The following is a 12437-nucleotide window of genomic DNA, read 5'->3' as shown; positions in this document are numbered from 1 at the left end:
GAGCACTCGGCCGGTCCGTACCGCCAATTAGCAAGGTGCGAACGCTTATTTCGTCCCCAATTCAACGGTGGGGTAATGCTCGGCATCGTCGCCTGTGAAACGCTGTACGATGAACTAGGCCGCCTGGCACCCGACGCGTCGATCGAATTCGTCCCGCAGTGGTACCACGAGTTCCCGATCCACGCACCAGAATCTCAACGGATACACGATCAGGTTCAAGAGAGTATCGACACACTGGAGGAAGAGGGCGTCGACGACATCCTCGTCCTGTATCACGACCCTGCGGGCGTCGCTGGCGTGAGCAGTTCCGAGGTTCCGTTGTTCGTCTATTGGGGAGGAGATTGCATCGAACTATTTCTCATCGACCGACCCAGGGGCCCCCACGGGGAACGGAAGTCCGCCGGTACTTACTACCTCACCCGGGGCTGGATCGACGTCGGGCTGGACTGTTTCAAAGTGTATAGCGCCTACGCGGGAGAGTACGACGGGCTGGTTCGCCGGTTCGAGGAGGCACAGGAGAACCATCCCGACATGTGGGTAAACTGGCCTCACAGTGAACGAGTCCAGGAGGCTGCAACGCGGAGCGAACGAATGCAAACCCCGCCGGAAGCGCTCGTCCGCGACGTGGTCAGCTGCTATCACCACGTCGTCCTCCTGGACACCGGAAACCTGTATCCCTTCCACCGGGAGTACGCCGAGTCCTTCCGGCAGTTTGTAATCGGGGTAGGCGGCGACGACTCGGCCGCAGCCAGCGCGTCGCTTTCGGTCTCCGAGGCCGATCTCTCTCGGCTCGAACGGATCCTCGGCGAACCTGAAAGCGTTCGGGAGGTCGAACGGTACGACCCTGGAGAACCTGTCTCCGAACCCGGTCCGTCACCCATACTATCGGAACCGTCCGGGGAGTGAGATGGCTCGGCGGCCTATCCAGATCGCACACAAGTACGTTACTTTTCGAGCACAGATTATTTGACACCGAACATGGGGAGTAGCGTTCGTCTTCGTCGAATACCCGCGTTTGATGAGGGTTTTGGTTCTCGAACGTCGGTGTCCCCCTGATCGTATTACGCGTCGGTTGCGCTGAACGTTGTGATTTCATCGGGTTGAGGTCTCTTCCTTTGGGAAAACTTTTAGCCATCACATATAAAATACGATCCCATGACCCGAAACGGAATACAGGCGATCGATCGAATGTTCGATATCATCGAACACATTCAATACGTCGAGGGGGCAGGGGTATCGACATTGGCCGAGGACCTGAATATGGCAAAGAGCACAATTCACTCTCATCTTTCGACGCTCGAACGCCGAGGGTACGTTGTCAAGGACGATGACAATCAATACCATCTCGGACTCCGTTTTTTCGCTCTCGGTGCGACCGTACGACAAAAACGTACCATCTATCATCACGTGCAACCGCTTTTAGAGGAAATCGCCGAGGAGACGAACGAAAGCGTCAACTACGTCGTCGAAACTGACGGAAAGATGGTCTTTGCGGGTATCGGGCGAGGGAAAGAGGGAATCCGCACCGACATCCACGTGGGCTTTTGTACGGATCTCCACACGACCCCTGAAGGAAAACTGCTCCTCGCATTCCTCCCTGAAGAACGTCGAGACGAAATACTCGACGGACTCGAGTTTCCGCTGGAAAACAGGGTCGGCCGTGCCTCGTTTTTGGCCGAGCTCGAACAGATCCGTGAGGATGGAATCGCACATGGGAACGTATCAATTGTTGATGACGTAGGGACAGTCGCAGCCCCGATAGTAGACAACCAGGGGCAGTTCCATGGAGGAATCGTCGTTCCCGTTCCGGCGCTTCGGTTCGACCAAGACCGCGTCGAGGAGATTGCAGAAATCCTCAGATACAAGATCGGCAAGTTGAACATCAACATCAGCTACCAGGATATGAATTACCGCATCGAAAGCGACCTGAAAACTCGGTAAGGATTTGCCGCATATTGGATTCGACGGTGACGAACAGTTGTCGTATCGGTTGAGCTTGGGCCTGTCTCTTCGCGAAATACCCGGAGAGAACTGTCGCACAGTATTCCGTAATCCTCCACCCGTGGACTATTGAATTACAAGATTATGAGTGTAATCCCAACTCAACAGTACTGTTGTGACCGGAACTCCCGGGAAGTCAGCCTTTCTAATAATAACAATATTTAGGTAGAAAATTTGTTCTACTATTAAATACTATTTATATGTAAAATCTATATTGCTATAGCTGACTGAAATCAATATATTGGGTTTTATTTGAATTTCGTGTTAATATATAGCTATAATCACATTATAATTTTAAAATACTGGAATATAATATAAATATTATCTAATTATATATATAATTGTAAGTAAAAAAATATTTGAAATATAATATAGTATTGGACTTATTAGAATATTATAATAAAATCTATCTTATTTAATGGATACATATGTCGGTAAATCCACTTGCGGAAAACTATCCGGGTACCCAGTTTTTCAGCAGCAGTAATCCATATCGAATCAATGGCGAACTACCAACTCTGTTCATTGATATCGAAAACCTGCCTAACCCGGACTCCGTCTTAACTATCGACGGTCTCTCGCATCGTCGTTTTTGGAAGTGTATCCATCACCGGACGTCGATATGTGGAACAGAACCGTGCTCTAGATCACGACAACGTTGACGCTGTTCCGCCGTCGCCTCTTCGAAGGCCATCGACATCGTCGGTAATGGAGAACGTCGCTGAGTATAGTGCTTCGGGATGAAAAGTATAAAGTAGTTCTCACGGGTCATGTTTCCCCGTAGAGGACGATGACACTTCTCGCCTTTCTGCTATTTCCTTCGCTACGCCACCGTTGTCGCCCCGGGCCGGTTGGACCTCAGCGACGACAGCCACGTCTACGAGACGTCGATTTGAGTTTGCGTGGTGCCCATGGTGGATAGCGACACCGTTTCCGAGACGTCGGACGGGGTCCCCTGGACTTCCCCCCGCCTACAGACAATTCTTGCAAGCTCACTCATCGGGGTGATGGGCGTCTCGCTGCTCAGTCCAGTTCTTCCCGCGCTGCGAACGACGTTCATGATCACCGACGCGCAGGTCGGGCTCATCATCACGATCTACACCCTTCCGGGGATTTTCCTGACGCCGTTTGTCGGCCTCGTGGCCGATCGGCTCGGAAGACGGCGGACCCTGATTCCCCTCCTGTTTCTGTTCGGAATCGCCGGTGCCGCCATCGCCGGAGCGACGACGTTTCGGCAGGTGCTGGGGTTACGGTTCCTGCAGGGAATCGGGGCGAGTGCGCTCATTCCGCTTGCAGTGACGTTGATCGGCGATTACTATTCCGGGAACAGACAACAGACGATAATCGGTCTCAACAGCAGCGTCATCGGTACCGGGGCAGGGCTATTTCCCCTCATCGGTGGGGTGCTCGCGGCGATTCGCTGGAACGTTCCGTTCCTGTTTTTTGCTGTGGGTATTCTGGTCGGCCTCGTGGCAGTGTTCGTTCTCGAGGAACCGTCCTTCGCCCGTCCGAAGGATTTCCGGACCTACATCGAGAACACGCGCGAGATCCTGCTTATGCCGGCCGCGTTCGGCATCTACCTCGCCGACATCGCGGTGTTTTTCCTGTTTTATGGTGGCGTCCTCACCGCCATCCCGCTGTTGCTCACCGACGAGTACGGCGTCGTCGAACCGTATCTCGGGTTGATCCTGTCCATCGTTTCCTTCACAAACGCGGCGGTGGCCTCCCAGTTCGGCCGCGTCGAGCAACGGTTCAGTATTCCCCTCCTCGTTGCGTTCGGGTTCGTGCTGTTCGGGATCTCGTTTTTGGGTGTCGGAATCGTTACCTCTCCATTCCAGGTCGCACTACTTTTGGTCGTGTTCGGAGCCGGATTCGGCCTCGTTATGCCGGCGTTGAACGCTGCAGTCGTCACCTTGACGACGGCTCAGACGCGGGCGAGTATGGCGGGGGTTCAGACGAGCATGCTCCGCATCGGACAGACAGTCGGCCCCGTCGCCTTTACCGTCCTCGCCGGGACAATGTTCGTCACGCCTGTCGTCGGCTATCGTGTCATTCTACCGGCCTTCGGGGCGCTCTCGATCGTCGGCGGTATCGTCGGTTGGGTCGTCGTGCTCTACAGACGGTCTGGCCTCCCCAGAGGCTTTGGACGAGATAATTGACTGTCGGCGTTCGGTGACGGCTCCGACGAGGTATGACCCACTGTGTCAGTCTGATTCGCGAGCGACGGTTGGTCGGCCACCCGGCTCGACTATTTCGAACCCGTTCGATTCGAGCCAGTCGGCGGCACGTCCCGAACTGTGGAGGAGAACCTCGATGAGATCCGAGGGCTCGTCGACGTCGAGACCCAGTCGGTACGAATCGACTTTGGTAGTAGAGAGTCCCCGGTTGCGAGCTATCCGTTGGTGGTCACGAACGGACACGCCGTGATAGTCGACAGAAAACGACTGGTTTCGAACGACCAGTGCGTTGGTCCCACCGCCGATTCCGGGCGCCAGAACCACGTCGCCAGGCGTTTCGAGCAGACGCTCGACCTGTTCGGTCCGGATCAACGGGAGATCTGCCATCACCACAGCCACCGGAACTGTCGAGTCAATGTAGCTGTTCACGACCGAATTCAGCGGTTCGCTGCTGGTCGAGGTTTCCACGCCCGGATCACGATCGAACGGTTCTGTCGTCACGACTTCCGGATCCAGCGAATCGGACGGGATCGCATCCAACACGTCCTCGAGCATGGCCGCAGAGAACTCCGATCGCTCCTCCGGAGAGAGTGTCTGTGAAAGACGGGTTTTCGGGTTACGCCCGTCGAAAGGAATGAGGATTTTCATACCTGTTCGTCGCTTTCATCGTTTGTACTGAAAAAGCTATTGCGCATCTCGAGTCCGGCTATCAGTCCGCGCTGGAGCGCTCGACGACCGCCCTGTCTCGCTCGATGACCGTTCCCTTCTCCCGACACAGTTCCAGATTGTGCTTCGCCTGCATTCCCGCCTCGGAGGGGGTGTCACCGAGACCGTATCCCACCTGAAGCTGGACGTTCGTGTTCTGCTTCGTCTTTACAATCACTTCGTCGAGAGCCGAGTCGCTCAGTTTCGGCGTTACGGAGATGATGTTGTCCCCCCCGACAAAGAACGAAAGAGCATCGTAATCGGCGTACATCCTCCGCATCAGGTCGGAGTAAACCGATTCCATCGACAGGCACGCCTCGTATGCGTTCTCTTCGTCAGTGATTTTGTCAGTAACGTCGACCACGTCGAAATGGGCAACACCGACAGCGGTCGTGTGCAACTCGTCAATCTCGTCTTCTACGAGCACTTCCGACCGGTCGGCGTCTTGAGAGCTTCCCTGTTCCTGGAGGTTCGCCGACGCGATCTCGACCGCCTGTTTGGGTGTATTCCCTCTCCCGATCGACATGCTTACCGAAACCGGATACAGATTGTCGATCGACTGTTGTATGCGCCCGTGCTCTCGCTTCGAGATCCCGTCGGTAAACGCGATCAGGTTATCGAACCGCCCGTAAAAAACGTAGCCGCCCAAAAGACCGAACTGCTGACACAGGTCCGCGTAGAGTCGGGCCTGTAGCGCCTGTAGATCCGTTTCACGGCGGGGGTTCGGGGTAACGGTCCAGGGACCGTAGTTATCGAGCTGTAGTACCGTGACTTGTACCATGAATATCGTTGGGTAGTTCGAAAGCGACTTAAAAACTTTCTATCCGCTTCGAGGCAGCTCCCGTTTTGAGAACACGATGACCTTTTAGACAGTCAGCTACCAGTTACTTCACATGGTAGATTTTGCGGATATCGAACGCGCTCGGGAACGGCTCGACGACGACACTGTCGTGAAACGCACTCCGGTCGAGGAGAGCACCTCTCTGGGCGAATTCGTCGGGGCGGACGTTCGTCTCAAGATGGAACATCTCCAGTGGACGGGATCGTTCAAGACCCGGGGTGCATACAACAAGATCGCGAAAACCCTGGACACGCGAGACGTCGACCGCGTCGTGGCCGCGAGTGCCGGAAACCACGCTCAGGGCGTTGCCCTCGCCGCGACGAAACTCGGTGTGGATTCGACCATCGTGATGCCGAGAACGGCGCCACAGACGAAAATCGATGCGACGCGGGACTACGGTGCAACAGTCGAACTCGTCGGCGACGACTTCCAGGAGGCGATGGCCGACGCACGACAGCGAGCTGGCGATCCGGGAGTCGAGTTCATCCACGCGTACGACGACCCGGCGATCGTCGCCGGCCAGGGGACCCTGGGAGTCGAAATGCACGACGACTGTCCCGAGGTCGACACGGTCATCGTCCCGATCGGCGGTGGAGGGTTGATCGGCGGGATCTCCCTCGCGTTCGACGAGTTGAGCCCGGATACCCGCATCGTCGGGGTGCAGGCGACGGACGCGGCAACCGTGCCCGACAGCATCAACAAGGGGATCCCGGTGACCCTCGATTCGGTCGATACGATTGCCGACGGGATTGCGACTGGCGGAATTTCGGAGCTGACGCTCTCGCTGATCGAGTCGCACGTCGACGAAATCGTCACCGTCTCCGACAACCAGATCGCCCAGGCGATCCTGCTTTTGCTCGAGCGGGCGAAACAGCTCGTCGAAGGAGCCGGTGCGGCCTCGGTAGCCGGCATGTTGAGCGAGGACGTAGACGTCCAGGGTGAGACGGTAATGCCGCTTTTGTGCGGTGGGAACCTGGACATGACGATGCTTCAGACCGTGTTGACCCACGCGTTGACCCATCGGGAACAGTTGCTCAAACTGCGGGTCCGGATTCAGGACATGCCCGGCCGGATGGCCGAAATAACACGGGTTATTGCGGACCACGACGCAAACATTCACGCTTCAGAACACGACCGGGCGGATACGGACCTCGACGTCGGCGAGGCGTTCCTCACTTTCGAAATCGAAACTGCAGGCAGCGAACACTCCGCAACGATCGTCGACGCGATCGAAGAACTCGGATACGAGGTGGAGTACATGAACCGGAACGCGATGAAGGAAGTCATGATGCAGTGGAACACCACCCCGATGTGAGAACCCGACACCGAGGGGAAGTCCCATAAGGCCTGCTCGTGTCCGCTGCAGTGACAGAGCCGTTACAGCAGTTCCTCGAGAAATACCGCATACAGTTTACCGAGTAGACCCGCATTGTGACTGCGCCCTCGATTAATGGACTAAGGGTGTTAAAATTTATTTCGAGACAGGAAGAGAGTAGAGCAGTGATCCGCACTGAGTTTACAGATTGAATACAAAATTTTATTTGTCCGGGTGTTTTGGGTGAACATATATGGCCTGCAAGGTCGACCGGGTGGTCGAGAAATACGACCTCGAGCGTGCAGATCCGATGCACGAATCTATCGACGAGGGTCTCGTTTCCCGGTGGAAGGGCGAACACAGCCACGAGGAGATGGGCTACAGATCGCTCACGGATTGGTTCAACAGGCGGATACTGAAAAGCGTTTACGACGATACCGGGCGAGAGACGCTCGGAAACAGAGTTCTCCACGACTACGAGAGTTTGACTGGCGAAGACGAACTCCTTCAAAACGAAGTGAGGGAAGATCTGCTCTCGACTGGAATACCAGTCGACGAGATCCTCGACGACTTCGTCTCGTGGGGGACGATGCGAAACCATCTCCAGGACTGTCTTGGCGCCTCCAAGGAGACCACGACGGACGCGACTGATTGGGAGCGAAAGAGCATCGATATGGCCCGCAACTTCGCCCGCGAAAAGGTCGAAAGCACGGTATCTGCACTGGGATCGAAAGGTCAACTCGCCGGAGTCGATCACGCCAGCGTCGAGGTGCAGGTCAAATTGCGCTGTGGTCACTGTCCGACCAGGGTCCCGATCGGGGTAGCAATCGACAGAGGATTCGTCTGTGAACGACATCGCGATACGCCTCGGGAAATACAGGCTTCGAAACAATGACCTGGCAGATTCGAATCGACAGTATCGGAGGTATCGCCAGCGGTAGCGCCAGTATCGAACCTGGACTAAACGCCGTACGGGGGTCCAATTGGCAAGGGAAATCGAGTTTCGTCGAGGCCATCAAAGTCGGCCTGGGCGTCTCGAAAGAGCTGATGGAAGGGGCGGACGAAGGGCAGGTCAGGATCGACACACCAGATGAAACGTACACGGTCGATCTCGTCAGGGAAAACGGAACCGTCGTCAGGAACGGCACACCCGTACTGGCTGACGAGTACGACGTGGCGCGAATGGAGCTGTTCGGTTGTCTGGACGAACGAAACGCCATTCGTGACGCCGTCAGACAGGGGGACAGCTTGGAGGACAGCTTATTGCAGCCGCTGGATTTCCAACGGATCGACGAGAAAATATCGGACCTCAAACGGGAACGGGAGCGAGTCGAGTCCGAACGCAAAAAGGCCCAGCAGGCGAGGAATAGACTGCCGAAAGTCCAGGAGGAGGTCACTCAGCTCGAGTCGGAGCTCTCGGAGCTGAATGAAAAACGGAAGCAGCTATCGTCCGACGTCACAGACCAGGACACCGACTCGAGTTCGGCACGCGAGGAACTGAGCCAGGCGCGCTCCGACCGAAACCAGGCGGAAAATCAGATCGACCGGCTGGAACGCACCATTCAACGGGCGGAGGAAAAACTCGCGGAGTACGAGGCCGAACTCGAAGAGATTAGCGTCGACGAGGACGCAGACGTCACTGCCGAGCTCGCCGAAGTACGCGATACCGTCGATCGACTCGAACAGGAGAACGAAGTTCTGCAGTCGGTGTATTCGGCCAACGAGATGGTTCTGGCCGAGAACAAGGTCGATCTCATTGCGGACGTCGAACGAGGACTCGTCGACGACAGTCTCGAGTGTTGGACCTGCGGCGAAAGAGTCACCCGCGGTCAGATCGAGGAACGGCTGGATCGGCTCGGACAGAAGATTTCCGAAAAGCGTGCACAGGTCGACGACCGCCGCAAGCGCATCGACAAACTGGAAGCCCGCCGCGAAGAGATCAAACAGACCAAACGGCGGAAATCGGATCTAAAAACGAATATCTCGGAGCTCCAGGCCAAACTGTCGGATCGACGCCAGAGCCTCTCGGACGCCCGGGATCGACTGGAAGCAGCCGAAGAACGGATAGAACAGCTCTCGGATCAGGTGGATACCACGCTCGAGGAAATCACGGATATCGAAGGCGAGATAAAGTACAGGAAAGCAGAACTCCAGGACAAGGAGGGCAAACTCGAGCAGATAGAACAGCGGGCCCAACGGGCCGACACTCTCGAAGACGAGTACGAAGAGATCAGCTCCGAGATCGAGGAACTCCGAAGCCGGAAAGAGGAAATCAAACGGGGGACGAGAGACGCGTTCGACGAAGCCGTTGGTGACCTCGTCGAACGGTTGAACACGGGCTTCGAATCCGCACGCCTCACGTCCAGTTTCGAACTCGTCGTTGCCCGGGACGGACGCGAAACCCCACTCGATGCGCTGAGTGAAGGCGAACTCGAACTGCTCGGTATCGTTGCCGGCCTGGCCGGGCACGAGGCCTTCGACACGACAGAGGTCGCACCGATTATGGTCCTGGATGGGATCGGTAGTCTCGCAGACGAAAACCTGCATGCGTTAGTCGAATACATCGAACAGCGTACCGACTACTTCGTGTTCACGACCTTTCCGGAACACAGCCCGTTCGACGGGCAGGAAATCGATCCGAGCGAATGGGAGGTCGGGACGCCCGAGCGGGCCTCGTCAACCTAGACCGTCGACACCCACTGTCGTTCCCGCAGTGTGGCAACAACCCAAATTTATTATCGGATAATACGCTTAGTTTACGTCATGCCCACAATCAGAGTACGCGAATGGACAAAAGACCGAATCGAGGAGATCAGAAACCGGGAATCACATTCCTCACACGATTCCGTGATCAAGTCGTTACTCAAGGACAGGGAGCTGGCGAAGTTTGCAAGTCCGCAACAGGACGAACCGGAACTAAGCACCCCCGATCTCGAGCGGAACGTCGACAAGGAATTCGAGTCTCTGACTGTCTTCAGCGAACTACAGGCTCCCGAGGACGGAATCATCTTTCTGTGGTGTCCACAGTGTGTCTCCGAAATAGCTCATCTCACTGTCGAGGATCGCGTGAATATCACGCAAATCGAACTCGGGTGTCAGAACTGCTTGCATCGACTCGATCAACACGCGCTGGTCGCGATCGAGATCGGGTATCCGATCGAACAGAAACTCGTCGAGGAGGCAGTCGAAGCGGACCTGAAGAGGTGTGTCGTCGATTACTGGGACAGAACACTCGAATCCACGTCCGAACAGTCGAGTGAGGCGGCCGACGTCGAAGACCTGGTGTGGGCAATAGATCAGTACTGTAAAGAATTCAACTGGGCGTGTTCGACGGAATATCCAGCCGTCAGTATCCAGGCGGGCCGTCGCTATCGCGACGAGGTGACCGGTGAGACGCTCGAGGTCCTCGAACTCGTGAGTGCGGACAACAACCAGATCAATTCATATCGGATCCGGCGGTTCGAGAGCGCTTCCGCCGATTCGAACGGTGTGGATCCGGAGGTTTTGTCTGCAGATGAGGTCGTCGAGTTGATCGCAGATCGTCGTCTCACGGTGATAGAAGACGGATGATGTTCCGCTGGTGGGCCAGCACCTCGCAGCCAAAACTGGGCTGGTTTAGTGGATAGGTATCACGATCCGTCGTTCCATTCGCGGAGCGCCTGCCGTACCAGGTCGCCTTCGATCTCCCGGAAGTGCTCGTCCGACCCCTCGTGGTCGCCGAACTCGAACCCGCGGACAACGACGACCGGGGTCCCGCCGGCGCCTTCCCCTGCAAGGAGGTTGCTCGCTGCCGCCAGTTCGTCGATCACGTTCTGCACTGTGACGCCCAGTTCTCGTCCGGTCCGGTCGTGCTCGCCCCGCCAGTCGCGGCTGGCCGGCATCCCCGCCCACCCGATCGCGACGCCGCGTTGACCGTGCCTGAACGGTCGGCCACACGTATCCGTCACGATCACCCTGTCGGCGTCGAGCCCACCGGCAATTTCCTCCGCACTCGCGCTCGGATGGCGCGGAAGCAACAGGAGGTCGTGACCGGGAACGTTCGACCGGTCGATACCTGCGTTGACGGTGACGTGACCGAATCGGGTTTCCGTGAGGAGGAATGGCGATTCGATCAGCAGACCGACGCTTTCCTCGAGCACCGCCTGGGCGAATCGGGGATCCTTCGGTTCGCCTGTTGCGTCTTCCAGATTGGCAGCGATCTCCCGGGCTCTGGGGCCGGCCGGAAACGCCGAGAGATCGGCGAGTCGACCTTCAGCCTTCGAGACGATCGTCGATGCAACACAGACGACGTCCGACGGTTCGAGATCGACTCGTTCGTCGATCAGGGACGCGATGTCGTCCCCGGGCTCGATCTCTGGTAGGTCCGGAACGGCGAACAGTTTCATGCCCGATGATACCCGAGCGTCGGAAAAAACCCACCGGTGTTACATTGCTGAGAAGTGACTCTTAGACCCCGCGACTCTGGAGGCGTTCTTCCTCGGGCATGTCGGCGGTGGATTCCCCGCGCATGCCGCTGCCGGCGTCGGTGGCGATGTCCGCCAGCGTGTCGGGGTCGTCCCAGTTGGTGACAGCTTCGACGATCGCGTTCCCCATTTGTTCGGGGCGTTCGGCACCGAAGATGCCCGAGCCGACGAAGATCCCATCACAGCCGTGATGCATCATCAGGGCGGCGTCGGCGGGCGTGGCGATCCCGCCGGCGGCGAAGTTGACCACCGGGAGTCGGCCCATCTCGGCCGTCTCGTGCACCAGCTCGCGGGGGGCGCCGTGTTCGCGCGCCCAGGCGTCGCGCTCCTCGTGCTGGAGTCCCGAAAGCGTGCGGATCTGTTCCTGGATGGTGCGCTGGTGTGTGACCGCCTGGTTGACGTCGCCGGTGCCGGCCTCGCCTTTCGTCCGGATCATGGCAGCGCCCTCGTTGATCCGGCGCAGCGCCTCGGGGAGGTCGCGCGCGCCACAGACGAACGGGGCGGTAAACGCGCGTTTGTCGATGTGGTAGGCCTCGTCGGCGGGGGTGAGCACTTCCGATTCGTCGACCATGTCGACGCCGAGCGCCTGGAGGATTTCGGCCTCCTTGCGGTGGCCGATGCGGGATTTGCCCATCACCGGGATGGAAACCTCGTCGATGATCTCGATGACGTTTTGGGGATCGGGCATCCGGGCGACACCGCCGCGCTTGCGGATGTCGGCGGGCACCGCCTCGAGGGCCATCACCGCGACCGCGCCGGCGTCCTCGGCGATGCGAGCCTGCTCGCGGTTTACCACGTCCATGATCACGCCGCCCTTCTGCATGCGGGCAAACCCGCGCTTGATGAGTTCCGTCCCGTGCTCCAGCTCCTCGAGATCCGTTGCCTCCGACATGATCCGTGATAGTGGATGAACGTATTTAACACACACTTTTCGT

11 protein-coding genes are annotated in these 12437 nt (G+C 57.4%); 7 read left to right on the top strand and 4 right to left on the bottom strand.

Annotated features, from left to right (window positions below):
- Positions 1-75 precede the first annotated feature (75 nt).
- The 3 genes from AArcSl_RS12765 (at position 76) to AArcSl_RS12755 (ending at position 4160) form a co-directional block, all read left to right on the top strand.
- Positions 76-906, top strand: a complete 831-nt coding sequence (locus AArcSl_RS12765) for a DUF1638 domain-containing protein (protein ID WP_119819933.1) — start codon at positions 76-78, stop codon at positions 904-906.
- 249 nt (positions 907-1155) lie between these two features.
- On the top strand, positions 1156-1941 hold the full coding sequence (locus AArcSl_RS12760) for an IclR family transcriptional regulator (protein ID WP_119819930.1): 786 nt from the start codon (positions 1156-1158) through the stop codon (positions 1939-1941).
- Positions 1942-2912: 971 nt separating this feature from the next.
- Positions 2913-4160 carry an MFS transporter gene (locus tag AArcSl_RS12755; RefSeq protein WP_119819928.1) on the top strand — a complete coding sequence of 416 codons (1248 nt, stop codon included), beginning with the start codon at positions 2913-2915 and terminating at the stop codon, positions 4158-4160.
- A gap of 45 nt (positions 4161-4205) precedes the next feature.
- Here AArcSl_RS12755 and cofC read toward each other — a convergent pair whose 3' ends face one another.
- Complete coding sequence (gene cofC, locus AArcSl_RS12750; RefSeq protein ID WP_119819925.1) at positions 4206-4826, bottom strand: 2-phospho-L-lactate guanylyltransferase; 621 nt, start codon at positions 4824-4826, stop codon at positions 4206-4208.
- Positions 4827-4887: 61 nt separating this feature from the next.
- Positions 4888-5670, bottom strand: coding sequence for a GTP cyclohydrolase IIa (locus tag AArcSl_RS12745; RefSeq protein ID WP_119819922.1), 783 nt, complete (start codon positions 5668-5670; stop codon positions 4888-4890).
- Between the two features lie 106 nt (positions 5671-5776).
- On the opposite strand from AArcSl_RS12745, the gene ilvA reads away from it, so the two are divergent.
- The 4 genes from ilvA (at position 5777) to AArcSl_RS17125 (ending at position 10609) form a co-directional block, all read left to right on the top strand.
- The gene (ilvA, locus tag AArcSl_RS12740; protein ID WP_119819919.1) at positions 5777-7039 is read left to right on the top strand and encodes a threonine ammonia-lyase; all 1263 of its coding nucleotides are present in this window, start codon (positions 5777-5779) and stop codon (positions 7037-7039) included.
- A 253-nt stretch (positions 7040-7292) separates the two neighbouring features.
- Positions 7293-7934 carry a rod-determining factor RdfA gene (gene rdfA, locus AArcSl_RS12735; RefSeq protein WP_119819915.1) on the top strand — a complete coding sequence of 214 codons (642 nt, stop codon included), beginning with the start codon at positions 7293-7295 and terminating at the stop codon, positions 7932-7934.
- Positions 7931-9724, top strand: a complete 1794-nt coding sequence (locus AArcSl_RS12730; protein ID WP_119819911.1) for an archaea-specific SMC-related protein — start codon at positions 7931-7933, stop codon at positions 9722-9724. Before rdfA ends, AArcSl_RS12730 begins: the two co-directional genes overlap by 4 nt.
- Positions 9725-9802: 78 nt before the next feature.
- Positions 9803-10609: a hypothetical protein gene (locus tag AArcSl_RS17125; protein ID WP_119819908.1), complete on the top strand. Its 807-nt coding sequence runs from the start codon at positions 9803-9805 to the stop codon at positions 10607-10609.
- 59 nt (positions 10610-10668) lie between these two features.
- Here AArcSl_RS17125 and AArcSl_RS12720 read toward each other — a convergent pair whose 3' ends face one another.
- Together AArcSl_RS12720 and pdxS are read right to left on the bottom strand one after the other, a co-directional pair.
- Positions 10669-11424: a coenzyme F420-0:L-glutamate ligase gene (locus AArcSl_RS12720; RefSeq protein WP_119819905.1), complete on the bottom strand. Its 756-nt coding sequence runs from the start codon at positions 11422-11424 to the stop codon at positions 10669-10671.
- Positions 11425-11485: 61 nt separating this feature from the next.
- On the bottom strand, positions 11486-12394 hold the full coding sequence (gene pdxS, locus AArcSl_RS12715) for a pyridoxal 5'-phosphate synthase lyase subunit PdxS (RefSeq protein WP_119819902.1): 909 nt from the start codon (positions 12392-12394) through the stop codon (positions 11486-11488).
- Between the last annotated feature and the right edge of the window lie 43 nt (positions 12395-12437).

Origin of the sequence: Halalkaliarchaeum desulfuricum, assembly GCF_002952775.1 — an archaeon.
Classification (GTDB): Archaea; Halobacteriota; Halobacteria; order Halobacteriales; family Haloferacaceae; genus Halalkaliarchaeum; species Halalkaliarchaeum desulfuricum.
This window is presented reverse-complemented; position numbering and strand designations above follow the sequence as displayed.